At 71.1% G+C, this 26037-nt stretch carries 22 protein-coding genes; 8 read left to right on the plus strand and 14 right to left on the minus strand.

The features are described from left to right. Positions 1 to 36: 36 nt before the first annotated feature. From BJ964_RS27035 to BJ964_RS27050, 4 genes are read right to left on the minus strand one after another with little or no spacing between them, the layout of a single operon-like run. Positions 37 to 1317, minus strand: coding sequence for a multicopper oxidase domain-containing protein (locus BJ964_RS27035; protein WP_188123297.1), 1281 nt, complete (start codon positions 1315 to 1317; stop codon positions 37 to 39). Positions 1318 to 1322: 5 nt separating this feature from the next. After that, positions 1323 to 2510 carry a hypothetical protein gene (locus BJ964_RS27040; RefSeq protein ID WP_229807442.1) on the minus strand — a complete coding sequence of 396 codons (1188 nt, stop codon included), beginning with the start codon at positions 2508 to 2510 and terminating at the stop codon, positions 1323 to 1325. Continuing rightward, complete coding sequence (locus BJ964_RS27045) at positions 2507 to 3577, minus strand: hypothetical protein (RefSeq protein WP_188123298.1); 1071 nt, start codon at positions 3575 to 3577, stop codon at positions 2507 to 2509. Before BJ964_RS27045 ends, BJ964_RS27040 begins: the two co-directional genes overlap by 4 nt. A 51-nt stretch (positions 3578 to 3628) precedes the next feature. Beyond that, positions 3629 to 4258, minus strand: coding sequence for an AbfB domain-containing protein (locus BJ964_RS27050; RefSeq protein WP_188123299.1), 630 nt, complete (start codon positions 4256 to 4258; stop codon positions 3629 to 3631). 113 nt (positions 4259 to 4371) lie between these two features. On the opposite strand from BJ964_RS27050, the gene BJ964_RS27055 reads away from it, so the two are divergent. Both BJ964_RS27055 and BJ964_RS27060 read left to right on the plus strand, forming a co-directional pair. Further along, entirely contained in the window at positions 4372 to 5016 is a 645-nt protein-coding gene (locus BJ964_RS27055; RefSeq protein WP_188123300.1) for a GOLPH3/VPS74 family protein, read from the plus strand. 88 nt (positions 5017 to 5104) lie between these two features. Beyond that, positions 5105 to 5380 (plus strand): hypothetical protein, encoded by a 276-nt coding sequence (locus BJ964_RS27060; RefSeq protein ID WP_188123301.1) that lies wholly within the window; start codon positions 5105 to 5107, stop codon positions 5378 to 5380. 7 nt (positions 5381 to 5387) lie between these two features. Here the strand turns inward: BJ964_RS27060 and BJ964_RS27065 are convergent, their stop codons facing one another. The 5 genes from BJ964_RS27065 to BJ964_RS27085 all read right to left on the minus strand — a co-directional run bounded on the left by BJ964_RS27065 (position 5388) and on the right by BJ964_RS27085 (position 10069). After that, complete coding sequence (locus BJ964_RS27065; protein ID WP_188123302.1) at positions 5388 to 6476, minus strand: hypothetical protein; 1089 nt, start codon at positions 6474 to 6476, stop codon at positions 5388 to 5390. Beyond that, the gene (locus BJ964_RS27070; RefSeq protein ID WP_188123303.1) at positions 6473 to 7039 is read right to left on the minus strand and encodes an RNA polymerase sigma factor; all 567 of its coding nucleotides are present in this window, start codon (positions 7037 to 7039) and stop codon (positions 6473 to 6475) included. Before BJ964_RS27070 ends, BJ964_RS27065 begins: the two co-directional genes overlap by 4 nt. A gap of 61 nt (positions 7040 to 7100) precedes the next feature. Beyond that, the gene (locus BJ964_RS27075) at positions 7101 to 8162 is read right to left on the minus strand and encodes an aldose epimerase family protein (protein WP_188123304.1); all 1062 of its coding nucleotides are present in this window, start codon (positions 8160 to 8162) and stop codon (positions 7101 to 7103) included. 161 nt (positions 8163 to 8323) lie between these two features. Next, entirely contained in the window at positions 8324 to 8893 is a 570-nt protein-coding gene (locus BJ964_RS27080) for a dienelactone hydrolase family protein (RefSeq protein WP_188123305.1), read from the minus strand. A 9-nt stretch (positions 8894 to 8902) separates the two neighbouring features. After that, positions 8903 to 10069, minus strand: a complete 1167-nt coding sequence (locus BJ964_RS27085) for an RtcB family protein (RefSeq protein WP_188123306.1) — start codon at positions 10067 to 10069, stop codon at positions 8903 to 8905. Between the two features lie 58 nt (positions 10070 to 10127). Here BJ964_RS27085 and BJ964_RS27090 point away from each other — a divergent pair, with 58 nt between their 5' ends. Beyond that, complete coding sequence (locus BJ964_RS27090) at positions 10128 to 11264, plus strand: questin oxidase family protein (protein ID WP_188123307.1); 1137 nt, start codon at positions 10128 to 10130, stop codon at positions 11262 to 11264. Positions 11265 to 11657: 393 nt separating this feature from the next. Here BJ964_RS27090 and BJ964_RS27095 read toward each other — a convergent pair whose 3' ends face one another. The 3 genes from BJ964_RS27095 to BJ964_RS27105 all read right to left on the minus strand — a co-directional run bounded on the left by BJ964_RS27095 (position 11658) and on the right by BJ964_RS27105 (position 15195). After that, positions 11658 to 13658, minus strand: coding sequence for a M48 family metalloprotease (locus BJ964_RS27095; protein WP_188123308.1), 2001 nt, complete (start codon positions 13656 to 13658; stop codon positions 11658 to 11660). A 71-nt stretch (positions 13659 to 13729) separates the two neighbouring features. Further along, the gene (locus BJ964_RS27100; protein ID WP_188123309.1) at positions 13730 to 14164 is read right to left on the minus strand and encodes a hypothetical protein; all 435 of its coding nucleotides are present in this window, start codon (positions 14162 to 14164) and stop codon (positions 13730 to 13732) included. A 110-nt stretch (positions 14165 to 14274) separates the two neighbouring features. After that, positions 14275 to 15195 (minus strand): NADP-dependent oxidoreductase, encoded by a 921-nt coding sequence (locus tag BJ964_RS27105; RefSeq protein ID WP_188123310.1) that lies wholly within the window; start codon positions 15193 to 15195, stop codon positions 14275 to 14277. Positions 15196 to 15329: 134 nt separating this feature from the next. Here BJ964_RS27105 and BJ964_RS27110 point away from each other — a divergent pair, with 134 nt between their 5' ends. Continuing rightward, positions 15330 to 16247 (plus strand): helix-turn-helix transcriptional regulator, encoded by a 918-nt coding sequence (locus BJ964_RS27110; protein ID WP_203832773.1) that lies wholly within the window; start codon positions 15330 to 15332, stop codon positions 16245 to 16247. Positions 16248 to 16309: 62 nt separating this feature from the next. Here the strand turns inward: BJ964_RS27110 and BJ964_RS27115 are convergent, their stop codons facing one another. Beyond that, positions 16310 to 17365, minus strand: coding sequence for an aldo/keto reductase (locus tag BJ964_RS27115; RefSeq protein WP_223149618.1), 1056 nt, complete (start codon positions 17363 to 17365; stop codon positions 16310 to 16312). 102 nt (positions 17366 to 17467) lie between these two features. On the opposite strand from BJ964_RS27115, the gene BJ964_RS27120 reads away from it, so the two are divergent. Together BJ964_RS27120 and BJ964_RS27125 are read left to right on the plus strand one after the other, a co-directional pair. Continuing rightward, the gene (locus BJ964_RS27120) at positions 17468 to 18325 is read left to right on the plus strand and encodes a helix-turn-helix transcriptional regulator (RefSeq protein WP_188123312.1); all 858 of its coding nucleotides are present in this window, start codon (positions 17468 to 17470) and stop codon (positions 18323 to 18325) included. 237 nt (positions 18326 to 18562) lie between these two features. Beyond that, on the plus strand, positions 18563 to 20896 hold the full coding sequence (locus tag BJ964_RS27125; RefSeq protein WP_188127187.1) for an ATP-dependent Clp protease ATP-binding subunit: 2334 nt from the start codon (positions 18563 to 18565) through the stop codon (positions 20894 to 20896). Here BJ964_RS27125 and BJ964_RS27130 read toward each other — a convergent pair. Further along, a complete protein-coding gene (locus BJ964_RS27130; RefSeq protein WP_188123313.1) occupies positions 20867 to 21757 on the minus strand; it encodes a hypothetical protein in 891 nt (296 codons plus the stop codon). The two genes, BJ964_RS27125 and BJ964_RS27130, sit on opposite strands and share 30 nt — an antisense overlap. 1004 nt (positions 21758 to 22761) lie before the next feature. Here BJ964_RS27130 and BJ964_RS27135 point away from each other — a divergent pair. Both BJ964_RS27135 and BJ964_RS27140 read left to right on the plus strand, forming a co-directional pair. Further along, a complete protein-coding gene (locus BJ964_RS27135) occupies positions 22762 to 23829 on the plus strand; it encodes a rhamnogalacturonan acetylesterase (RefSeq protein WP_203832831.1) in 1068 nt (355 codons plus the stop codon). A 256-nt stretch (positions 23830 to 24085) separates the two neighbouring features. After that, positions 24086 to 25990, plus strand: coding sequence for a beta-galactosidase (locus BJ964_RS27140; protein ID WP_229806751.1), 1905 nt, complete (start codon positions 24086 to 24088; stop codon positions 25988 to 25990). Positions 25991 to 26037 lie beyond the last annotated feature (47 nt).

Raw genomic sequence — 26037 nt, forward strand, 5'->3', positions numbered from 1 at the left:
GATTCGGAAGGAACGGTGGGCCGGCTGCTCCGCGCGCTACGACGCCGGGCCCACCTCGATCACGCCGCGGGCTCCGCGCTCGGCATCGACCATCGAGTGGCTCACGAACGGGTAGTGGCCGGACTCCGGCAGGACCGCCTCCACATAGCCACCGGAGGCCGGGCCCAGTTGCAGCACCTGGGCGCCGCCCGGATCGTCCGGCCCGAGCACCCGGCGGCCCTCCAGATAGACCGTGTCGAACTGGGCGCCGACCACATGGAACGACGACGAGCGGTTCGGGCCGGCGTCCAGCACCCAGATCCGTACCCGGTCGCCGGCCGTCGCGGTGAGCGGCCGGTGCGCGTACTGGTTCGGGTGGCCGTTGAACATCACCGCGTCCGGCTGCTCGGCCTGCATCTTGGCCAGGTCGCCGACCTGGCCGTCGGCGCCGGCGTACAGCTCCGACTGGACCAGCACGTACTCGTGGTCGACCTTGGCCAGATCCGGTGGATCGATGATCACCGCGCCGTACATGCCGTTGCCGATGTGGTGCAGCATCGGCATCGTCGAGCAGTGGTACATCCAGATGCCGGCCTTCGTGGCGGTGAACCGGTAGGTGAGCGACTCGCCCGGGTCGATGGGGCGCATCGGCTGGTCCGGGGCGAGTGCCCCGGCGTGGAAGTCGACACCGTGATCCATGGTGCCGTCGTTGGTCAGCGTCACCTCGAAGACGTCACCGACGCGGCCGCGCAGCACCGGGCCGGGAACCGTGCCGCCGTATGTCCACATCAGTTGCCGCACACCCGGGGCCACCTCGATCTGCACCTCCTTGACGTGCAGGTCGACGCGGTGCACCGCCTCCGCCGGCGTGGTCGGCGCGGTGGCGTCCCGGACGGTTTCGATGCCGTGCTCATCGGCCGCCATGTGCGTGCCGGCGCCGGTGACGATCGTCAGGGTCATGCCGGCCTGCCGGTGCGCGGGCAGTGAGCACCAGCCCTCGACCGTCGCGCCGACGACGCCGGCATCCAGGCGGGCGGTGCCGTGCCGCTCGACCATTCCGGTGCGGGCGCCGTTGGCCAGAACCAGGTCGTGCCGCCGCTCGTCGTCGTTGGTCAGTTCGATGACCAGCCGGTCGCCGGGCGGCACGGTGATCGTGTCCGGGTGGTACCGCATGTCCTTCGCGGTCACCGCCACGGTCGTGGTGTGGCCGGTCGGGGCGACGTCCGCCGCCGCGACGGTCGTGGGCGGGTCGGTGGCGCGTTGCGCCACGGTGCCGGCCAGCACGGCCAGCAGGACCAGGGCGACACCGGCGGCTGCACCGCCGAGCGGACGGGACACGGCGGTTACCTCCGGGCTTGCACGAGTACGCGTACGGCGGGCACCAGGAACTGGCACAACGCGACGAGCAGCAGCAACGACGTGGCGATCCGGGCGTACGGGCCGGTCGGCAGCAGGAACGCCAGCAGCGCGGCGTTGGCCATCGCGACCCGCTGCGCCCAGTTCCGGTCCAGCGCCGCGCTCCGTTCCCGCGCCACGGCCGGGCCGCCGCCGAGCACCATCGGCAGCAGGTACGCCAGCGACCCGAGCAGCACCTGCGCCACCGCCCCGGCCAGCAGCGGCAGCAGCACGATCCCGAACCGGTCCACGGCCACGTCCGGGCCGCCCGCGGTCAGCAGCGTCCACGCGTCCAGCCCGAGCGCGGCCAGCAGCCAGGCCGCCCCGGCCGCGATCGACCAGGCGGCGAACGACTCCGGCGGTTTGGCCAGCCCGACCCGTACCGCCGGGATCGCGGTCCGGACCACGGCCGCCGCGATCAGGCCCAGCCCGGCGGCCGTCACCACCGGCCACCAGGCGAGCACCGCCACCGCCAGCAGGACCAGGCCGGACACCGCAAGCGGCAGCGCGATCCGGGCCGCGGCGACCGCGTCGTCGGCCATCCGGGTCCGCAGCACGGTCGGCCACAACGTGAGGATCGTGCCGAGGATGGTCAGCATGATCCAGCCGAGCAGGTTCACGTGGGCGTGGAACAGGATCAGCCGGGACCGGGCCGCGTCGTCGGTGACCAGCATCCACGCGCCCGCCGGGATTCCGGTCAGCAGCGCCACGGCCGCCGCCACGTAGTAGTGCACGGTCACCGTGAACCGGGCCGGCAGCGCCGACCGCAGCCGGGCGGTCAGCCACCACAGGTGCGCGGCCACCGCCGCGAACACCGCGGCCGCGCCGCCCACGCCGATCCACGGCAGTTCCGCGGCGCCACCGGCCAGAACGGCCAGCACACCCGCGTTGAGCAGGAGCAGCCGGATCGCCTCACCGGTCCGCCGGGCCGGGATCGGGGCGCGTAGCACGGCCACCGTGAAATGGGCGCCCCACACCAGGATGGCGTTGGTGGCCGCGCCGAGCAGCAGCATGTGGATCGCCAGCCACCGCCACGTGGGCAGCATCGGATGGGCGAACGCCAGCACCACCAGGCCGGCCAGATACATCAACGGCAGAGCCCCGGTACGCCGGTGCCAGCCGGCCCGCCCGTTCACGCCATCACCGCCCAGGCCCGCCGGGACAGGGTGACCGCGCAGCCCGCGAAGGTCAGAACGGCCAGGATGTTGGCGGTCCCGGCGAAGCGCCACACCGGCTCGAGCCCGGCGGCGTCCCCGGCCACCACCCGGACCAGCAGCGACAGGTGCAGCAGGGCGAGCGGCAGGTACAGCACCGGGTGGTACGGCAGCGGGCGGCGCACCACCGCCGGCAGGATCACCGGGGCGTGCACGAAGATCATCGACAGGACGAAGCCGAGGAACACGGCGTGCAGCGTCGCGTCGTACCGGGGGCCGTCGGCCACCGGCCCGGCGCCCGCCCACAGCAGCCCGGCCACCGCCAGCCACCCGTAGCCGGCCAGCAGACCCACCGCGATGTACCGGGGCAGACCGGTCGACCGGACGGTGCGGCGGGCCACGTCGTAGACGGCCAGCCAGGCGGTCACCGCGAGCAGTGCCAGCCCGAACAGCCGGGTGCCCGCCTCCGGCCGGACCGTGGCCGCGGTCGCCGCGAACACCAGCGCCGACATCACGGTCAGGAACCAGCGTTCGGCGGCGGGGGAGCGCAACGCCACATGGGCCAGTTCCAGGCGCTCGCCCGCGATCGTGCCGACCACGAACACCACCATCCACGGCACGGTCTCGGCGACCGGGTAACCGGCCAGCCACAGCAGGGTGGCGGCGTACCAGCCGAACGCCCCGGCCGCCTGGGCCAGCAGGGCCGCCGACTGCTGCCGCGCCCACAGCGCCCGGTAGATGCCGAGCAGTCCGACCGAGGCCAGCATGAGGGCCGCCCGGCCGATCAGGACCGGGCCGAACACCAGCAGGATCAGGGCGCCCACGGCCGAGCAGGCCGGGGCCGACAGCGCCCAGGTGCGGCGCAGGGCGACGGCCCGTTCGACGGCCACCAGTGTGCCGGCGAAACCGAACACCATCACCGGGCCGTGTACCTCGTCGACCGGGCCGGGTGGCGCCGGCACCGGCACGCCGAGAAGCAGCAGAGCGCCGTACAGGCCGCCGAGCAGCGCGAGCGCGGCACCGGCCAGAACGGGAAGCCGGATCCTCACGACCCGAACGCTAGGCCGCGGGTGGTCCCGTCCGGCAGGGCCGATGGGCCCCTACGGCTCCTGCACCATGAAGGAACTCGCCTTCGGGAAGCCGGCCGAGCCGTCCGGCTTGTCGATGTAGAGCTTCTCGCCGCGCCGGTGCACCAGATACTCCGGATAGTTCTTCGAGCGCAGCCGGACCGTACCGATCGCGGTGCCCGCCTCCTGGCAGAAGGTGGCGTCGGCGCGGAACAGGTCCGATTCCTCCGCGACGTCGAAGCGCAGCCGGTAGTCGTAGTGGCGCAGGTAGTGGCCGTCCTCGGTGTGGAACGAGTAGCAGGTGCCGTCGGCCAGGCCGGGAACCACGGTCAGCGGCAGCGGGCCGACCCGGGACAGCGCGGCGAAATCACCATCGGTGGTCAGGTAGGTGCCGGGGTCGCCGAGCGGGGACACCACCCAGGTGCCGGCGGCCAGCTGGGCCGGGACGGAACTCGGCGAGGCGGTCGCGGCCGGTGACGGCGGTGCGGTCACGGCCGCCGGCGCGGACTCCGCCCGGTCGGCGCCTCCGGTGGAGTTCCAGGCCACGAAGCCCACGCCGACCACGGCGACGGCGGCCACACCGACGATGATCGGCATCACCGGAGGTGTACGGCGAGTCTGCCCGTAGACGGTGCCCGCGGGTTCAGGAGCCTGGTCGATCATGGCGGTGACCCTAACCGGTTCCGGCCGCGGGGTACGAAGGGCGTCCCACTGTCCATCCTGGTCTTGACGCTGCGCAACCTCACCGCAACCATTCGCCGATATCGTGATGTGCCGTGAAGCTTGCTCCGGCGGACGACTTCTACCTGGCAGCCCACGACGGCATCGGCGGGCGGCTGCTGATCACCGCTGAGCTGCTCGGCGCGGGCCTGGGCGCCGCACTGCTCGGCGAGCTGATGTTCTGGCGCCGGCTTCAGCCGGACGGCGACATGGTGCACGTGATCGACCCGCGGCCGACCGGCGACCGGGCCACCCTGGTCCTGCTGGAACGCCTCGCCGCCACCCCCGGCCCGCATGCGCTGCGGCGCTGGATCGCCCACCTCGCCACCAGCGGCATGGCCGTCGACCTGGTGGAGAAGCGGCTGATCGCGGCGGGGGCCATCCGGTGGGAGGCGAAGCGGCGGCTGCTCGGCTCCCACCCGCCGCAGCTGGTGTTCGCCGATCCGAAGAGCACCGGTGAGCCGACCACCCGGATCCGGACGCATCTGTCGTACAACGAGACGCTGGAGACCGCCGACCTGATGCTCGCCACGCTGATCATCGCGACCGGGCTGGACGCGTACGTGCTGGACAACTGCAACCCGCGGGACCGGGCCCGGCTGTTCGACCAGTTCCGCCGGCACCTGCCGCGGGCGCTCGGTGATCTGGCCGGTCAGGTGAAGGAGGCCGCCGAGGACCTCGCGGCTACTCGCATCGCCTGACCGGCGGGGATAGGCTCACTTCCGTCCGTTCGGCCCTGCCGTTGCGGGCGCTCCGGGGACCATGGTGTTGTCGATGGAGGTGGCCGCCGTGCTCATCATTCTCGTCATCGTCGTGACCGTGGCCCTGGTCCTCGCCAGCGCCTTCTGGCCGGAACCGGAACAGGAACAGGAACCGGCCGGGACGGAGACCGGCCCGGCGGCGGTCCCCGAACCGCCGGCCGGACCGACCACCCTGGAGGGCGCCCTCGTCGCCCAGCTGATCAGCGGCGAGATCAGCGCCCGCCAGTATCGGCGCGCCGTCGCGAAACTGGCCGCCCGCGACGACCAGCGGCAGCCGGTCCGGCCGCCGTCCGGTCTCGTCTAGGCCGCGCTCACTGGCAGCCGAGGCCCTCCTTGTAGCCCTTCGGCACCTCGTTCTTCTTGATCATCTGGTCTACCAGGTCCCAGGTCACCTCCGGCCAGTCACCCTCGGCGTTCATGTCGTTGAGGACCTTCCACTGGTGGCTGCTCTGCAACGCGGACGCGGCCTGGCCCTGCGCCTCCTTGTCGCCGGCCTCCTTGGCCCGCGACCACTCGGCGATCCAGCTACAGGTCACCTGGCCGGTCACGGCGGCCCCGAAGTGGTACGGCGAGTTCGCGCCGTCCACGTTCACCGCTGACATGTCGAAGCCCGGCGGGATCGGGATGTCGGCGAGCACCTTGGCGGCCTCCTCGCGGACCTTGCCCGGGGTGACCACCTCCGGCGGCAATGCGGCCAGGAACGCCTTCGCGTCGACCCGCTTCACGGTGGCCAGCAGGGCGTCGAACTCGGACCGCTCCCAGCCGCTGCTGGTGCGCAACTCGACGAAGGAGCTGTCGATCGGCTTCAGCATGGCCGCCCAGTCGCCGCCACCGTAGGTGAACACGCTCGCCTCGGTGCCCGCCACCGTGGTCGGCTCCGGCTTGCTGACATCCAGCCGGTCCTTGTAGTAGCTGTCGTACTGGTCGGCCTTGTACCAGTTCATCTGGACCGACCGGTTTCCGTTGACGAACTCGATCGTGCCTTCGGCGGCGGCGAACCCGTACACCGTGGTGATCTTCCAGCCGGGCTGGCCGACCAGCAGGCGCGGATGCTCCTGCGCGGCCTTCAGGTCCAGCTCGTACCCGCCGCCCGTACCGCCCGTACCGGAACTCGGCAGGCCCAGCGGCCCGGACCAGGCACCGGGGGCGGCGCCCTCCGGCTGGTCGAGCAGCAGGGCGGTGGCGCCGATGACACCGGTGACGACGGCCGCGGCGGCCACCGCACCGGCCAGGCGACGGGGCAGGCCGCGGCGCGGCGCCCGGCTCTCGACGACATCGAGCTTCGGTGTGGACATGATCTCCTCCAGGAGCTGCTGCTCCGCCCCGCCGAGGCGGGCGACGAGATCGGGACGGTAGGGGTCGGCGTCTCGAACCATGCGGTCGAGGTGCTTGTCGGTCATCGGCCCTCCTCCGGGACGATCGCGGTCAGGACGTCGAGTACATGTCCGGGTGATCCCAGATCGTCACCGACCATTTCCCGCATCCGCGACCGGGCCCGCGACAGCCGCGTGCGCACCGCGGCCGCGCTGGCCCCCACCACCTCGGCGATCTCGCGCGGCTGCAAACCCTCCCACACGGTCAGGGTGAGCACCTCACGGTCCGTCTCGGCAAGGCGGGACAGAGCATCCTGTACGGCCAGACGCTGCGGAACCTCGCTACCCGGATCCCGGGTCACGATGGCGGTCAGTCGCTGGCGCAGGCGCTCGCCGAGTCGTTCCCGCCGGATGCCACCGCGATGATGGTTGGCCAGAACCCGGCGGGCCACGCCGTACAGCCAGAGTTTGATCTCGTCGTCCGGTGGCAGCTCGCGGCTGCGGCGCCAGGCCACGAGGAAGGTCTCGGCGACCACGTCGGCGGCGTCCTCCGGCTGATCGACGCGCCGCAACGCGTACGCCAGGAGCGCCTCGAAGTTGCCGGCGTAGACGCGCCGGAATCGGTCTTCCTGCTCAGTCCCAGAACCCACGTCACGTCCATGTCCGGTCGAGGGCCGAACGTTACAGCAGTATCGGCCCTCGACCGCGCTCTCAGCTCACCCCGAAGCGGTAGATCGTGGTGGACCGGTACTCCTGGCCCGGGCGCAGCACCGTGGACGGGAAGTTCGCGTGGTTCGGCGAGTCCGGGAAGTGCTGCGTCTCCAGCGCGAACCCGTCACCCTGCCGGTACGGCCGTCCGCTGCCGCCGATGATCGTGCCGTCCAGGAAGTTGCCGGAGTAGAACTGCATGCCCGGCTCGGTGGTCAGCACCGTCAGGGTGCGGCCGCTCACCGGCTCCACCACGAGGGCGGCCGACTCCGGTTCGCCGTCCCGCGGGCGCAGCACCCAGTTGTGGTCGTAGCCGCGCCCGTACAGCATCTGGGTCTCACCGGCCCGGATGCGGCCGCCGATCGTGGCCGGATCGCGGAAGTCCAGCGCGGTTCCGGCCACCTCCGCGATCTTCCCGGTCGGGATGAGGCCCGCACCGACCGGCGTGAACTCGTCGGCGTCGATGCGCAGCACGTGGTCGTAGACGTGCCCTTCACCCTCGCCGGCCAGGTTGAAGTAGCTGTGGTTGGTCAGGTTCACCACGGTCGCCGCATCGGTGGTGGCCAGGTAGTCGATGCGCAGGCCGCCGTCCGCGGACAGGGTGTAGGTGACCGTCATGCTCAGCTCACCCGGGAAGCCCTGGTCGCCGGCCGGGCTGACGTGGGTGAGCGCGATCCCGCCGTCCACCTCGGTGGCCGTCCAGATCACCTTGTCGAAGCCGGTCGTGCCGCCGTGCAGGCTGTTCACGCCGTCGTTGACCGGGGTCTGGTAGGTGACGCCGTCGAGGATGAACCGGCCCTCCGCGATCCGGTTGCCGAACCGGCCGATGATCGCGCCGAAATACGGGCCCGGGTTGTCCAGGTAGCCCTGGAGGGTGTCGAAACCCAGTGCCACGTTCGCGGTCTCGCCATCACGGTCCGGCGTCTCGATCGACTGGACGATGCCGCCGTACGTGATGACCCGCACTCGCAGCCCTCGACCGTTGTCGAGGGTGAAGCGCTCGACGGGGCCATCCGGCGTGGAACCCCACGCCTCACGGGTGATCGCGACAGCATCCGATGACATGGGGGAGACACTCCAGACGTTTCGGCAGCGGGCGGCCTTTTCGGCCGCAGCATATCGTCCGGGCGCGGCCCCGTGGGAGCGCTCTACAACAGGTGGGACGCTGCTCCTCGCCGAGTCAGCAGGGTGCTCCTCGCCGGATCACCCCTGTGCTTCTCGCTGGATCAGCCCAGGAAGTCGAGCACCCGCCGAAGCGCCAGGGCAGTAGCCTCGCGGTCGTAGGACGGCAGCGTCAGATCGGCGAAATAGTGCTGGTCACCGGGGTAGAGGAACAGCTCCGCGGACTTGGTCTGGGCGACGATGTCACGAGCCGCGTCGAGATCGCCCTCGTCGGCGAAGATCGGATCCCGGTCCATGCCGTGGATCTGGACGGGCACGTCGTCGGGCCACGCCGTGCCGAACTCGGACGCCGGAACGCAGGAGTAGAACAGCAGCGCGCCGCGGGCGCCGGGCCGGGTCTGCGCCAGCTTCTGCGCGGGCAGCACGCCGAGCGAGAAACCGGCGTAGACCAGCTCGGCCGGCAGGTCCCGGACCGAGCGGACACCGCGCTCGATCACCTCACCGAACCCGATCCGCTCCGCGTTGCGAACACCCTCGGGCAGCGTCGCGAAAGTCTCGCCCTCGAACAGGTCGGGGGTGTGCACGACGTGACCCGCGGCACGCAGGTCGTCGGCGAAAGCGGTGACACCGGGCGTCAGCCCCAGTGCGTGGTGGAACAGGACGACCTCGGCCATACCGGCATTCTAATCGCCCTTGACGTTGACCAGCTGGCGCAGCGTGTGGCGGATCTCCACCAGGTCGGCGGCATCCCGCATGACCACGTCGATCGGCTTGTACGCCTGCGGGATCTCGTCGAGGAACGCGTCGGTGTCCCGGAACTCGATGCCCTTCATCGCCTCCCGCAACTGCTCCCGGGTGAAGGTCTTACGCGCCCTCGTCCGCGAATACGCCCGCCCGGCACCGTGCGGCGACGAGTTCAGCGACATGGCGTCACCCTTGCCGACCACCACGTACGAGGCGTCGCCCATCGACCCCGGGATCAGGCCGGGCACCCCGCGGGCCGCGTTGATCGCCCCCTTGCGCGACAGCCATACCGTCTCGCCGAAGTGCGTCTCCCGCTCGGTGTAGTTGTGGTGGCACTGCACCCGCTCCACCTCGTCGACCGGCCCGCCCACGAAATCCGCGAAGCAGGCGATCACCCGGTCCATCATCTCGTCCCGGTTGACCAGCGCGAAGTTCTGCGCCCACCGCAGCTCCCGCAGGTAGATGTCGAACTCCTCGGTGCCTTCCACGAGGTAGGCGAGATCCGGATGGGGCACGCTGATCCCGCCACGGGTGACGAACTCCTGCGCCACCCGGATGTGATGGCTCGCGATCTTGTTGCCGACGCCCCGCGACCCGGAGTGCAGGAACAGCCACACCGTCCCGGACTCGTCCCGGCACACCTCGATGAAATGGTTGCCGCTGCCCAGCGAGCCGAGCTGGAGCTCCCAGTTCTTCGCGTACCGGCCCGGGTCGAAACCGGCCCTCTCCGCCTCGGCGGCAAGCCGGCCCACCCGCTCGCGCGCCGAATCGGTCAGCCTCTGGTTGTTCGACCCGGCCGACAGCGGCACCGCCCGCTCGATCGAGGTACGCAACGTGCTCAGCTTCGGCGGCAGATCGTCCCGGTGATAGCGGGTCCGGACGGCGGCCATCCCGCAGCCGATGTCCACGCCGACCGCGGCCGGGATGATCGCGCCGCGGGTCGGAATCACCGAACCGACCGTGGCGCCCTTGCCCAGATGCGCGTCCGGCATCAGCGCGATGTGCGGGTGGATGAACGGCAGCTGCGACGCCAGCTCGGCCTGCCGCCGGGTCTCGTCCTCGAGGAGACTCGCCCAGTTCATCAGACGGCTGTTGATCTGCTGCACCCCGCCCACATTAGCCGGTATTGACCTCCACCGTGGTTCAGGTTGCAGGCTCGTCACCATGGCGAACGCGACCCTTGACGAGGTGTACGAGCGGCTGTGCGACACCGGGCCGGAGTTCGACGGCTGGCTGTCCAACCACGCGCCGATGGCGGCCGAGGCCCTGATCCACCACGGCCACGCCGACCGGGTGCACCGCTGGCTCGACGACTACCGCCGCAACCTGGAGCCCCGCCCGCGCGGCATCAGCCCGATCGGCGCCGACGAGTGGCCGGCCGCGCTCGGCGATCCCACCCGCACCGGCGACTGGCTGAACTTCTTCGAACGCGAGATGACCACGGACCCGTGGCCCGACGTGCTGGCCCGCTGGTGGCCGCGGCTGCTGCCGGGCATCGCCGCGGGCGCCACCCACGGCGTGATCCGGGTGGGCCACGCGGTCCGCGCCCTCCTCACCCCACCCGGCTCGGCACTCCCGGCTGCCGGCCGGATCGCCGAACTGGGGCAGGCGCTGGCGTACTGGGCCGCCCGTTGGCAACCGATGGCCCTGCCCGGTTCGGGCCCGTACCGGACAACCGACCCACGCTCCGCCCTGGACACGGTCCCGCGCGTGCCGGACCAGCGCTTCGGGATCCGCTCCCGGCTGGCCCAACTCGCCGGCCTCCCGGCCTGGCCCGGCGTCCCCGCAGGCCCTTCTCCGGCACCGGTCGGCTCTCCCACCGTGCCGTTCCTGAACGGCCGCGACCCGGTGCCCGCCGGGCCGCCGACTGTCGGCGAGATCCCGTCGGCGGCGCGGCTTCTCGCCGCCGACAACAACACGGTGCACGACCGGATTCTCGCCATCATCGAAGCAGCGGTAGTCCGGCAGGCGGGTTACGGCTATGCCAACCCGGTCATGCTGGTGCACGCCGCCACCGCCCCGACCGCGGTGCTGCGCACGCTGCCCGCCCTGCCGGGCGCGCTGCACCTGCCGAGCCTGGCCGCCGCATGGGCCGCGACCGCCGCGGTCACCTCGGCGTACGCCCCGGAGCAGCCGAGACCGGTGACTCCGCGCCCCGGCACCGGTCCGGAAGACCTGATGGCGTACGCCGCCGACAACGGCGACGCGCACGCCATCAAACTCGCCGACGCGGCCATCGAGGCGGGCGACGCCGAAGCCCTCGCCTGTGCCTACCGAGCCCTGGAACGCTTCGCCCCGTGAGCGGTCACCTCGATCGCTGCCGTAGTGGCATCCCGCGTGTTGGGCCCGTTGGGGGCCGTGTTCTGGAACGCGCTGTGAGCGGCGACGCCGATCGCTGTCGTGGCGGGATCCCGTGTGTTGCGCCCGTCCGGGCGGGCCGACCATCACGTCTGCCGTTCACGTGGTGAGCCACCACGGGCTTGTGCAGGCGACTCCCCGTTGTTGCACGTGTGCCCGGACGGCGGCGCTGGTGGCCCGGGCCCGGGCGGCGCACGTGGCGACGCCGGTCGTGGCTTGTGCGGAGTCGGGGGTGCTGGCCGGCATCAGAAGTGCGCCGCTGTCGGCTCCGGGTCAGTTCGGTCACGGGGCTCAGCCAAGCTCACCACCTCGAGGCTGATGTCCACATGGTGAACATCAGCCTCGGAAGACGAGCGGCGAGTAGTGCAGCGCGCCGGCGACGTGGATCAGGCCGGCGGTCATGGCGGCCGCGAAGAGAGCTGCCAGCACGGCCGGCGGCCATGCCCGTGTCGTTGAGCGGCTAGACCGTGCGGGCAGCAGTGGCAGGAGAAGTGCGACCACGGCGATGCCGGTGGCCAGAACCGCGAGGGGGTACACCACGACGTGGACGGCCCGGCCTACGGGGAATACCCAGTCGCCGAACTGATGGAGGTAGATCACCGCCGAGGCGGCGACGGTGGCGATCACGGACGCGTACAGGGTGGCGGCGAAATCCTCGGCACGGGCCAGCGCCAGGATCGCGAGGACGACCGCGAGTCCGGCCGCCGCGGCCGACCACAGATCGATCCAAGCGTCCGCGTTCGGCACTTCCGGCACCGCGGGCCGCGGGGCCAGCAGGCGCACGACGGTAGCGGCGGCGGCCGCGGCCACTGCCGAGAACAGCAGCGGCCTCCGTCGATGCGGCATCCGCCACGCGAAGATCGCGCCGGCAGCGAGCGCGGCGGCCAGGAACAGGGCCCACGGCGCGGTGGTCGCGATCAGCAGAAACTTTCCGGGACCGTGCTGGACGAAGGTGATCGCTCCGCCGCTGCCCAACCAGTAGGCGAGCCCGAAGAGAACGGTGTTGACCAGCACGGGTGTCAGTAGTCCCGGTCTCCGCCGGTCTCCGGCCCACCGGTGAGCCAAACTGACACTGATCGCTGTGGCGGCCGCGACCGCGAGCGGCACGGTCAGCAGACTCCACCAGTTGATGTACGACCCCGCGGCGCCGTCGGCACGCGTCTGGCTCACACCGGTGAGCATGCCGACCGGCACCCCGGCGAGCATGGCGAGAACCGGCCGCTGGCGGCGCCACCCCAGCGCGGGATGGCGATAGGCCCGGCGCCACCAGGACAGTCCACAAGTGGCCGTGATCAGCAACCCGGCGAGCCCGGCGTCGATCATGTTGATCCAGCCGCCGATCGGCGTGCCGACCAATCCGGGGTTGGTCACCTGGTAGGAGGTCACCAGGACGGTCGTCGCGAGGATCCCGGCGACCATCTCATCGGGCCAGCCGTACGGCGCCGCGCCGTCCGTCCGGTCGATGAAACGCCGGCGCCTGGCGTGTGAGGGATGGGCGGCGGAGATCCGCTCGCGCAACGGCACCGGCTCCTCAGTGGCCCGGCTGAGCAGGGCGGCGAGGCCGGCACGGCCACCGGCCGCAGCGGTCAGGGCATCCGCCTCGTGTTCGCGGGCCCTGTTGATCCGGGCCGCGAGCACCCAGGCGGCCACCAGCAGCATCATGGTCCGCACGGTGTACTCGATCCACATCCACAGCGCCTGCCAGTCCAGTGGCGACATCTCGCGAACGGTCACCAGCCAGAGGACGACCTGGGGAAACGGCAGGACAGCCACCATCGGCAGAGCCCAGCGCATGCCCCGGGTCAGCCAGACCAGCCGGACATCACCCGCGGCCACGTGCGCGGCCTCGTGCCCGAGAAGGGCGGCGACCTCGGCGTCGGATCTCCGGCGTGCCCCCGCCGGCATGATCACCTCGGGTGTCCGGCCACGCTTGATGGTGAAGGCCTCGAGCAGATCACCCGGGCCCAGCCACACCCGCGGGGGCGCCGTGAGGAAGAAGACGGGTGCGATCCGGGCCATCGCCTCCGGCCACCGAGGCGGCGGCGGTCGCAGCTTGCCCAGGCGTTGCAGATAGACCCGGGGAAGCACCAGGGCCAGACCGAGAGCGAGAGCCAGAACCGCCGCCCCGCCGGTCAGCGCGGCTACCGCCCGCGGGCGCTCCAGAGGTGCGGTACAGGCGACGAAACGCTGCTGCTGAGCGAGGACCTCCGTATCGGGCAGTGGGCGCGGATCCAAGCCGGCGAGACACTCACGGACGCCGGCCAGCCAGGTGAGGCCGAAGAACTCGAAGAAGAGCAGGGTGCCGGCATAGGTGCCGGTGGCGACCAGAACGGTCATGAGCAGCACGTACTGGCCGCCGGTAGGAGACGGGACGCGGGCGTGTGAACGCGGGGCCGGTGCCGCTTCGGTCATCGACCGGTCGAGCGCATCCGAAGGGCGCCGATCACCCCGTGTGCGACCCGCTGTGCCTCCTCCGGATCGACCTTCCCCTCCAGACTGAGCAGGACCGAATCGAACACCTCCCGCTCCTGCTCGGGCGTCATCGGGCCGGCTCCCGGTCCCGGCCGGTCGCGTAGCTCGGCGAGCAGCGCCCTGGTGCGGTCGGTCAGGGCATCGGTGGCCCGTTCCGCGATCCGGCCCGATGCGATCCCGAACAGGCCGGCCACCACCGGAATCACGTAGTCCGCCAACGGCAGCAGCTCCACACCCATCCCGACCGGCGGTTTCGGCCTCCGGCGGGCGTTGCCGCGGAACCGGCGCAGCGCGGCCTCCACCTCGTCCACCTCGTCGGGATAGGACAGCTGCAGGGTCTGCCGGCCGACCTCGCTGAGCACGGTGTCCACTGGGCGTTCTTCCTCTCGCTGGACCGGGCGCCAAGCGTAGAGAGCCGTACCGGTACGAATTCGGCATCCTTGTCAGCTTCCGTGAGCATTCCCGCCGCTGTTGTTCACCCTCACGGGGTCAGGACGACCTTGCCGAGAGTGTGGCGGCGCTCCAGGTGCCGGTAGGCGTCGGCGACCCGGTCCAGCGGGTAGACCGCCTCCACCGGAATGTCCAGGTCGCCCCGGGCGTGCAGGGCGGCCAGGTCGGCGAGCACCTCGGGAACGGACACGTGGTTGCTGCCCCGCGCGTGGACGCCGTGCTCCCGGGCGGCCGTGAAATCGGCCAGCGTGTTGATCCGCTCGGGGCGCACACCCAGGGACAGGGCCAGCTCCACGTAGGGCGCGCCGAACGCGTCGATGAACGCGTCGACCCGGCCGCCGGAGGTCTCCTTGATCCGCTGCTCGACACCGTCGCCGTACGCGACCGGGACGATGCCGTGGTCGCGCAGCCAGTCGTGGTGTGCCGGCCCGGCCAGGCCGATCACGATCGCGCCGGTGAACCTGGCCAGCTGGGTGGCGAGGGAGCCGACGCCGCCGGCCGCGTTCGCCACCACGACGGTGTCACCGGAAACCGGGGCCACGGCATGGACCGCGGCGTACGCGGCGGCGCCCGCGGTGGGCAGGGCGCCCGCCACCTCCCACCCGACCCCGGCCGGACGGGCGGCCAGTTGGGCGGCCGGCACGATGACGTGCTCAGCATGCGTGCCGGGAACGGAGGTGAGGCCGATCACCTCGTCGCCGTCGGCGAAGCCGGTGACCCCGGCCCCGACAAACCTGACCACACCGGCCACGTCCTTGCCCTGCCGGGCCGGGAAGGTGGTCGGATAGACCGCCTCGAGGAACCCGCCGCGGATGGCGGACTCGACCGGGTTCAGGCCCGCGGCACGAACCTCCACCAGCACCTCGCCCTCGCCGGGGTCACCCGGCTCGGCGGTGATCACCTCCAGGACGTCGGTTCCGCCGAACCGGGTGAAGCTGACAGCTCGTGACATCGGGCCGCTCCTTTGTGTGGATGTCGGGGACGGCTCGACTCTGGCAGCGTGCGGCCGGGCTGAGAATCGGATCGCTGTGCCTAGGACCAGCGATCCATGGCTATGGCCTGGGGCCGCGCGGGATGATGGCCGGCATGAATCGCCGTGAACTCGCCGACTTCCTTCGCCGTAGCAGGGAGCGGCTCAAACCCTCCGATGTGGGCCTTGCCGACGACGGCCGCCGTCGCACGCCAGGGCTGCGCCGCGAGGAGGTGGCGATGCTCGCCGCGATGTCCGCCGACTACTACATGCGCCTCGAACAGGCGCGCGGTCCACAACCGTCGACGCAGGTGCTGGCCCCGCTGGCCCGCGCGTTGCGGTTGTCCGAGGACGAGCGCGACCATCTTTACCTGCTCGCCGGTCACCGCCCACCCGCCGGGCGGCAGGCGGGCGATCGTGTCCGGCCCGGTCTGCTGTTCCTGCTCGACCGGCTCGTCGACACCCCGGCGCAGATCCTCACCGACATCGGCGACCTGCTGGAGCAGAACAGCCTGGCCGAGGCGCTGTTCGGAGGCGTCTGCCCGACCCGGCAGGAGGAGCGCAACATCGTCTGGCGGTGGTTCACCGACCCCGCCCACCGTGAGGAGTACCCGCCGGAGGACCGTGACCACTGGAGCCGGGTGCACGCCGCTGATCTGCGGGCCGCCGCGGCCCGGCGTGGCGATGACCCGGTGGTGTCCGACCTGGTGCGGCGGCTGCGGCAGGTCAGCGCCGAGTTCGACGAGCTGTGGAGGCGGCACGAGGTCGGAGTGCGGCGCACCGGCAGGCTGCGGCTGAAACACCCGAGCGTCGGGCTGATCGACCTCGAGTGCGAGCAGTTGCTGTCCCCGGCGGAGGACCAGCACCTGATGCTCTACACCGCCCAGCCGGGCAGCCCCAACTTCGAGCAGCTGCGCCTGCTTCGCGTGCTCGGCGGTGAGCGCTTCGTTCAAGCTGCCGGCCCGGATCAGCCCGGCGGCAGCGTTGCGGCCGTGCACGGCCAGGCGGTCGCGTGGCTCGGCGGGATGGGGTAGCCGTGCCCACGGCGGCGGCCGCCGGCCGCGGGCCGGTCACGGTCAGCTTGGGCTGGTCGCGGTCAGGGCCGGCTGGGGCCGGAGCCCGCCCCGGCCGTGACGATCGCGGCCGCCACCTCGTCCAGGTCGGCGTCGGTCAGGGTGAGAGCCGCCGCGGGGAGCCATCCGGCGATCTGCTCCGGGCGCCGGGCACCGACGATCGCACCGGTCACCCCGGGCCAGGCCAGCGTCCAGGCGACGGCCGCCGCCGCCACCGGGACGCCGTGCCGGGCGGCCACCCGCCGCAGGGCCTCGACCACCAGCAGGTTGCTGTCCAGGCGTGCGGTGAAGTCGGGATGCCCGCGCCGCCAGTCGTTCTCCGGCAGCGCCGCCACCCGCGCCGCGTCGAAGGCGCCGGTCAGCAGACCGGAGTGCATCGGCTGGTAGGCGATGACCCCGGTGCCGTGGCCGGCTGCCCAGGCGATCTCGTCGGCCGACTGCCGGGCCAGCGCCGAGAAGGGCGGCTGGATCGCGTCCACGTGCGCCACCTTCTCGGCCCGTCGCAGGTCGTCGACGCCGTGGTTGGACAGGCCGATGGCCCGGACTTTGCCTTCCTGCCGCAGGTCGGCCATGGTCTGCCAGTAATCCTCCATCGGGGTGGCACCGACCGGCTCGGAGCCGGGATCGTCGCCGAAGGCCAGCAGCCGGCCGTCGCCGGGCCAGTGCACCTGGTAGAGGTCGATGTGGTCGACGCCGAGCCGGATCAGCGAACCCTCCAGCTCACGGCGCACACTCGCGGCGGTCATCAGCTTGCGCGGGGGCATGTGGCGCTGCCGCGGATCGTCCCAGACCAGGCCGGCCTTGGTGAACAGATAGGGACGGTCGCGCTCCGGAAGGCCGGCCACGGCCCGGCCGACGATCCGCTCGGAGTGGCCCAGCCCATAGGCGGCGGCGGTGTCGATCCAGTTCACCCCGGACTCGACGGCCCGGTGGATGGTGGCGATCGAGTCGGCGTCGTCCTGCGGGCCCCAGGCGTACTCCCAGTCGCTGCCGCCCATCACCCAGGCCCCGAGGCCGGTGGCGGACAACTCCATCCCCGTCGCGCCGAGCGGATAAGTGGGCACAGTGGAATCGGTCATGCCGGTAACCCTCCCCGGGCCTTCCGAGCACAGCCAGGAGCGTGCGCTGCCTAGGCACGGCATGACCAGGCAGCGCCCGCGCCCGCACGGAATACTGGCGACATGACCTTGGAACGGCGTACCGAGTTGGGTAAGTTCCTCCGGTCCCGGCGCGCCCGGTTGAGCCCGGACGAACTCGGTCTGCCCCGCGACACCGGTCAGCGCCGGGTCCCGGGTCTGCGGCGGGAGGAACTGGCCCGGCTCGCCGGGGTGAGCGTCGACCATTACGTTCGCCTCGAACAGGGCCGCAGCCTGCACTTCTCCGCGGCCGTGCTGGACGCGGTCGCCCGTGCCCTGCGCCTCGACCCGCTGGAGCGCGACCACCTCTACCGGCTGGCCCGGCCGCACACCGATCCGGGACCAGCGCGGCCCGAGCAGGTCCGGCCAGGTCTGCTGCGGCTGCTGGCGTCGGTGCCGGATGTCCCGGCCTACATCATCGGCCGGGACACCGACGTGCTGGCCTGGAATGATCTCGCCGCCGCCCTGCTCACCGATTTCGGCGCCCTCGACCCCGGTCAGCGCAACCTGGCCCGGCTGATCGTTCTCGACGAGGGCATGCGCAACCTCTACGCCGACTGGCCCGCCAAACTCCGCGACGTCACCTCCTACCTCCGGTTCGGCGGGGCGAGGCACCTGGACGACCCGAAGACCCGGGCGCTGGTCGACGAGCTCTGCGCGGCCAGCCCTGACTTCCGCGCGGCCTGGACCGCGCACGACATCAAAGACAAAACCCATGGCGGGTACGCCTACCGGCACCCGATCGTCGGCGAACTGGAACTGGGGTTCGAGACGCTGCGGCTGCCCGACGACCCGGACCAGGCACTGGTCGTCCACACCGTTGAGGACGGCTCGCCCTCGCAGACCGCGCTGCGGTTGCTCGCCGCGTGGGCCACCGAGCCGGCCCGCCCACCGGCACGCTGAGGCCCCCCACCAGACGGCCCGGTGACCGTCGTCTCTGGAATGAGGGGAGGCAGGAAGCGCGCCGGGCCGCTAGGATCGTGATCGGGCGGAGCGCCCGCCCGAGCCTCGTGTGGCTGCCCACGTCGACCATGGATGTGGCCAAGAGTCTTCGACTCAGCGCGTTCTGTTCCGCTGCGGTGCGCTGATGTGCCGTCCGTCTTGCGGGTGACGTGGGTGCCCGTCGAGGGCGTGATGGTCATGTTCGAAAGATTCACCGACCGGGCTCGTCGGGTTGTCGTCTTCGCGCAGGAAGAGGCGCGGATGCTCAACCACAACCACATCGGCACGGAACATCTCCTGCTGGGTCTGACCCGCCAGCGCGAGGGCGTCGCCGCGATGGTCCTGGAGCGTCTCGGTGTCTCGCTGGAGGCGGTGCGGCAGCAGGTCGAGGAGGTCATCGGCCAGGGCCAGGAGCCATCGGGCGGGCACATCCCGTTCACCCCGCGGGCCAAGAAGGTTCTGGAGACATCGCTGCGGGAGGCGCTTCAGCTCGGCCACAACTACATCGGCACCGAGCACCTCCTGCTCGGGCTGACTCGTGAGGGCGACGGTGTGGCGGCCCAGGTGCTGGACAGGATGGGCGCCGACCGCGATCAGGTGCGCCGGCAGGTCGTCCAGTCGGTGACCGGCGCCGGTTTCGGCCGCGAGCCGGAGGAGGGCCGGCCGTCGGGCGTCGCGGCGGTGTCGCCGGTGCTGGACCAGTTCGGGCGCAACCTGACCCAGGCCGCCCGGGAGGGCAAACTCGACCCGGTCATCGGGCGGGAGAGTGAGATCGAGCGGGTCATGCAGGTGCTGTCCCGTCGGCGCAAGAACAATCCGGTGCTGATCGGCGAGCCGGGGGTCGGCAAGACCGCCGTGGTGGAGGGCCTGTCCCAGTCCATCGTCAAGGGCGAGGTGCCCGAGACGCTGAAAGACAAACAGCTGTACACGCTGGATCTCGGCGCGTTGGTGGCAGGCTCCCGCTATCGCGGCGACTTCGAGGAGCGCTTGAAGAAGGTGCTCAAGGAGATCCGGGTGCGTGGCGACGTCATCCTGTTCATCGACGAGATCCACAACCTGGTGGGCGCGGGCGCCGCCGAGGGTGCGATCGACGCCGCCTCGATCCTGAAACCGATGCTGGCCCGCGGCGAGTTGCAGACCGTCGGGGCGACGACCAGCGACGAGTGGCGTAAGTATGTGGAGAAGGACGGGGCGCTGGAGCGGCGTTTCCAGCCGATCGTGGTGGGTGAGCCGTCGCTGGCGCACACCATCGGGATCCTCAAGGGTCTGCGCGCCCGCTATGAGGCCCATCATCGGGTCACGTTCACCGACGCGGCGCTGGTCGCGGCCGCGACTCTGGCCGACCGGTACATCTCGGACCGGTTCCTGCCGGACAAGGCGATCGACCTGATCGACGAGGCCGGCGCCCGGATGCGGATCCGCCGTCTGAGCACGCCACCCGAGCGGCTCGCCTTCCCGGACGTGGTTTCCGAGATCGATGACGAGCAGATCGCCGAGGTGCTGGGCAACTGGACCGGCATTCCGGTCCACCGGTTGACCGAGGAGGAGACGACCCGCCTGCTGGGCATGGAGGACGAGTTGCACAAGCGCGTCATCGGCCAGGACGAGCCGGTGCGGGCCGTCTCGAGGGCAATCCGGCGGACCCGGGCCGGATTGAAGGATCCGAAGCGCCCCTCCGGTTCGTTCATTTTCGCGGGCCCGTCCGGCGTGGGTAAGACGGAGCTGTCCAAGGCGCTCGCCGAGTTCCTGTTCGGTTCCGAGGATGCGCTGATCCAGCTGGACATGTCCGAGTTCCACGACCGTTACACGGTGTCCCGCCTGGTCGGTGCGCCTCCCGGTTACGTGGGTTACGACGAGGGTGGCCAGCTGACCGAGAAGGTGCGGCGCAAGCCGTTCTCGGTGGTGCTGTTCGACGAGATCGAGAAGGCGCACCCGGATGTGTTCAACACGCTTCTGCAGATCCTGGAGGACGGTCGGCTGACCGACGGTCAGGGCCGGATCGTGGACTTCAAGAACACGGTCATCATCCTGACCACCAACCTCGGCACGCGGGATGTGGCGAAGGCGGTGTCGCTGGGCTTCCAGGCGTCGGAGGCCGAGGAGTCGTCGTACGAGCGGATGAAGATCAAGGTCAACGACGAGCTGAAGCAGCACTTCCGCCCGGAGTTCCTGAACCGTATCGATGACACGATCGTCTTCCACCAGCTGCGGGAGGCGGAGATCCTGCAGATCGTCGACATCTTCACGGCGCGGATCGAGGGCCAGCTCCGGAACAAGGACATGGGTCTGGAGCTGACCGACAACGCCAAGAAGTATCTGGCGGCCAAGGGCTTCGACCCGGTGCTCGGCGCCCGTCCGCTGCGCCGGACCATCCAGCGCGAGTTGGAGGACACGCTGTCCGAGCAGATCCTCTTCAACGAGCTGCGCCCCGGCCAGATCGTCGCGGTGGACTACGACGACGATCGGGCCGGGCTGGTCTTCCGCAGCGCGGCTCCCATCGAGTCAGTGGGGGAGGAGCTCCTGCCCGGCTAACACCACCAGGTCGTGGGGCGCCATCGTCAGCGTGTGGCCGGACCGCTCCCGGCGGACCCGGTAGGCCACCGGCGGACCAGCGGCGCCCCACACCGCGCCGACGATCATGGCACGCAGCCCCTGATAGGGCCCGGTCAGCAACCGGACCTGCGTGCCGGGGGCGTGGCCGTCGTCGGCGACCATCAGCACCGCGTCGAGCGTCTGCGCCACGCCGGCGACCGGCGCCTCCGGGTGCGCCGCCCACAGGACCTGGCTCAGCGCGGCCAGCCGGATGCCGACCTGCCGCATGTGCCAGTCGGCGCCGTCACGGCTGGCGGCCACGGCGCGCTCCAGGACCGGCCACAGCTCGTCCGGCTCCCGGTCGAGCAGCGCGCGTGCCGCCCGGTCCAGAGCGGCGCACTCCATGTCGACAGTGGTCTCCTCGCCCATCTCGGCCACCCAGGCCAGGAAACCGGGCTCCGGCAGCAGTGCCGGTGACTCGAAGACGACCGCCATGTACAGCATCGACAGCAGCTCGGCGCGGTCCTCGCCGTGGTAGAGCGACCCGGTCGACGGGAACCGCTCGACCAGATGCTGCGCCCGGCCGTCCGGCAGCAACGCGGCCCGCCGGGTGTCGTCCAGCCGCTCCTCGAAAGACCACCGGGCGCGGGCCTCGATGAGACGCTGCCGCTGTTCGTCACCGGTGAACGGATAGATGGTGCGGCCGCTGCCGGCCACGGTCTCGCCCGGCCGCAGGCCGCTCGCCTCCAGTTGGCGGGCGGCAACCGAATACCGCACACCGGTCAGGGCGGCCTGGGCGCGAATGGCCCGCTTGCGGGCCCGGCCCTGCCGGGGAGTCCGCCGGGGATGCTTCTCAACCATGGTCGTCTCCGGAGCAGTCCCACGCCCTGCGCGGACGGGCGACATAACGGCGCCGGGGCAGGATCCAACGGCGCTGAGTCGCGGACTCTTGGCCCCTGATGGGCAACCGGGCGTGGGCCGGCCACCCGTGGGCTCGGGCGGGCGCACCGCCTGCCATGAATCATATCTACGCCCGTCCGGCGCCGCCGCCCCGCGCCACCGTTCCGCAGACCCCCGCGCTGCCCGTCCGCCTGCCCCGCGCTGCTTGTCCGTCTTCCTCCGCGCTGCCGTACTGCATGGTTCCGCGCCGCCGTTCCGCCTGCCCCGCGCTGCCTGTCCGTCTTCCTCCGCGCTGCCCGTCCGCATATCCCCGTACTGCCGTTCCGTGCCCTCGTGATGCCCCCCGCGCGGGCCGGCCGATGCATCCGGGTCCGGCGGCAGAAAGTAGGGAGTCGCCCGGAACGTCCCGGCGACGCCCTTCGCGACCAACCGACCAAGAACTGGTGTGCCGAAGGTCGGCGCCACCTCGTGCGACAGGGAGTTGCGGGCGGTCAGATCAAGATCAAGACATGGGGGTACGCGATAAGGGCGCTCAAACTCACGACGGCCGCCATCCTGGCGCTGGGCCGTCTCCGGGTGCGGCGGTGGTGATGCGGCCGTGCCCTGTTCGGCTATCGACCCGGTTCGCGGCGCCGGGAGATCACCGTCGTTTTCGCGACTGGTCCTGGTAGGGGCGGTCGCCTGGAGATCCTCAACGAGGGCCCCGAGCGGGTGACCGTCCGGGTTTTTTGAACCGGCCGGATGGAGGCGATGACCCGAATCCGTTGATCGGCGTCGAGCGCACGGTCAGCGGCGCTCTCGATCGGCCACTCGGTGATCGGCGGGTTGTCGGCCAGCACGGCGTGGTGATCCCTCCAGGATGGCTCACGCCTCGGTGCATATGTTGACGAATGTCGATGTAACTGTTTGCATGGCAACGCGGTAAAACGATTCACCGTCTGCGTCATCCGTCAGAAGGAGAACCGGTGCGGAGATCACGATCGCTCGTCCTGGCACTGACCGCCGTCACCGCTGTCGGCGGCGTTCCCGCCCCGGCCCACGCCGGTGGCCCGCGCGCCATCCCGGGGGAGTGCTCCGGTACCGCGCCGATCGTCTGCCACTTCGACGTCGCCCCCGGTGTGTACGACGTCTCGGTGGTCCTCGGCAATGCCGAGGAGGCCGCCGTCACCGGAGTCCGGGCCGAGGCCCGCCGGATGATGCTCGGTGAGATCGCCACCGAGGCCGGCCGGTATGCCCACCGCTCCTTCGCCGTCGACGTCCGCGAACCCGAGGGTGAACCGACCAAGGTCACCTCCGGCACTCCCGGCCTGACGCTGACCTTCACCGGCTCCGCGCCGCGGGTCGAGCGGGTCACGGTGCGCCCGGCCCGCCGCCACGGCCCGACCCTGTTCCTGGCCGGCGACTCGACGGTCTGCGACCAGGACACGTTCCCCTACACCGGCTGGGGGCAGGCGATCCCGCAGCACCTGCGGCGCGGCGTGACCGTGGCGAACTACGCCGACTCCGGCGAGAGCACCGGGTCCTTCCTCGCCGAGCCGCTGCTCTGGGCCACCATGCTGCCGCGGGTCGGGCGGGGTGACGTGGTGCTGCTGCAATTCGGCCACAACGACAAGACCACGACCGCCGAGGACTATCGCGCCAACCTCACCCGGATGATCACCGAGCTGCGTGCCCTGCATGCGAAGCCGGTGCTGGTGAGCCCGCCGGTGCGGCGCCGCTTCGACGCGACCGGGCATCTGGACGCGGTGGCCCGGCACACGAACGGTCTCGGCGTGGACCTGCCGGCGGAGATGGCCGCGGTCGCCGGCGAGCAGGCCGTGCCCTACATCGATCTGACCGCGGACAGCGCGGCGCTCGTCGAGGGCCTCGGCGTCGAGGGGTCCAAGCCGATCTACCTCTACAACGAGCTTCGCGACAACACCCACTTCTCCGAGTACGGGGCGGATCAGATCGGTCTGCTCGTGCTTGCCCGGCTCAACGAACTGCGCCTGTTCCCGCATGCCTCCTTGCGTGGGCCCGGAGCGTCCCTTTAGTGTTAAAACGTTTCATGGAATGCGATCTCCGCCGAGTTGTCCCGTGATCATCGTGGGGCGGCTCGGCGCATCGTCACGAGACGACGGAGCCGCCATGATCGACGCCACCGTCCCTGGTCCGCACGGCCCGGCGCCCATCCGGAGCGGGTCGCAAGGGTTGAGCGAGCGGCAAGGGTTGAGCGAGCGGCAAGGGTTGAGCGAGCGGCAAGGGTTGAGTGGGTCGCAAGGGTTGAGGGACTTGCAAGGGTTGAGCCAGGTGCGAGGGCTGGGCGAGATGCGATGGCTGCGCCGTGACGGTGAGCCCCGGATCGAGTACGGCGCCGACTACAACCCCGAGCAGTGGCCGCGCGACGTGTGGAAAGACGACGTGGATGCGATGCGGGCGGCCGGCGTCACCATCGTCTCGCTCGGCATCTTTTCGTGGGCGCACCTGGAACCCGCCAGCGGCGAGTACGACTTCGGCTGGCTCGACGAGATCATGGATCTGCTGCACGAGAACGGCATCCTGGTCGACCTCGCCACCGCGACCGCCTCGCCGCCCCCATGGCTGACCAGCGCACACCCCGAGATCCTGCCGGTCGACCGGGACGGTCGCACGCTCTGGCCCGGCGGCCGACAGCACTGGCGGCCCACCTCACCGGTCTTCCGCGCGTACGCTTTGCGGCTGGTCCGAGCCCTGGCCACCCGTTACCGAGACCATCCGGCGCTGACCGCCTGGCACGTCAACAACGAACTCGGCTGTCACAACGCCCATGACTACTCCGACGACGCGGCGGCCGCCTTCCGCGAGTGGCTGCGCGACCGCTACGGCACGGTCGAGGCGCTCAACCACGCGTGGGGCACCGCGTTCTGGTCACAGCGCTACACCGCGTGGGACCAGATCCTGCCACCCCGCCTGGCCGCCGCACAGTCCAATCCGACCCAGCAGCTGGACTTCAAGCGGTTCTCCTCGGACGCGCTCCGGGAGCACCTGCGCGCCGAACGCCGCATCCTGCGCGAGCTCACCCCGGACGTCCCGGTGACCACCAACTTCATGGTGGCCGGCGAGATCAACGAGATGAACTACGCCGACTGGGTGGACGAGGTCGACTTCGTCGCCAACGACCACTACGTGCGTCCCGGCCCGCAGTCCCGTGATGAGCTGTCCTTTTCCGCCAACCTCACCGGCAATCTGGCCAGGGGCCGGCCCTGGTTCCTGATGGAGCACTCCACCAGCGCGGTCAACTGGCAGCCGGTCAACCTGCCGAAACGCCCCGGTGAGATGGCCCGCGACGCGCTCACCCACGTGGCGCACGGCGCCGATGCCGTCTGCTTCTTCCAGTGGCGCCAGTCGCGTGCCGGCGCCGAGAAGTACCACTCGGCGATGCTGCCGCACGCCGGCCGCGACAGCGCGATCTTCCGTTCGGTCACCGAACTGGGCGCGCGTCTCGCCGCGCTCGGCTCGATCGCAGGCCTTCCCCGTACGCCCGCCCGCGCCGCGATCATCGTGGACTGGGAGTCCTGGTGGGCCGCCGAGCAGGACTCCCATCCCAGCTCCCGGCTGCGGTATCGGCAGGAGGCGCTGGACTGGTACACGGCCTTCCTCGACCGGGGTGTGCGCGCCGACGTGATCCCGGTGTGGTCCGACCTGACCGGCTACGACCTGATGGTGGCGCCGATCCTGCACATGGTGCCGTCCGCGCTGCGGGACCGGCTCACGGCGTACGCCGAAGGTGGCGGGAATCTGGTGACCACCTACTTTTCCGGCATCGTGGACGAGAACGACCACGTCTGGCTGGGCGGCTATCCGGGCGCGTTGCGGGAGTTGCTGGGCATCCGGGTGGAGGAGTTCGAGCCGCGGCTCGACGACACGCTCTGGGCGGAGCGGGTGCACCTCACCGATCCGGCCACCGAGGTGCTGTTCCCCGAGGTCACCCGCCGTCCGGTGGGCGACGGCTCCGCGGCGTACGTCTCGGCCCGTCTCGGCCCGGAGGGTCTCGCCCCGGTCCTGGCCGAACTGCTGGCCCGTGCCGGCGTCGAGCCGGAACTCCCGCCCGGCCTGTGCGGAAAGGTGGAGCTGACGGTGCGGGGTGGGGTCCGCTTCTACATCAACCGCACCGATTCCCCGCTGGTCGTCGACGGCACCGACCTGCCCGGCCGGGGCGTCCTGGTCGTCGAATAAGGATTCAGGCCCGGGGCGTGGGAGAGGAACGCGTCGTAGGGCCGGTT

The organism is Actinoplanes lobatus (assembly GCF_014205215.1).
Classification (GTDB): Bacteria; Actinomycetota; Actinomycetes; order Mycobacteriales; family Micromonosporaceae; genus Actinoplanes; species Actinoplanes lobatus.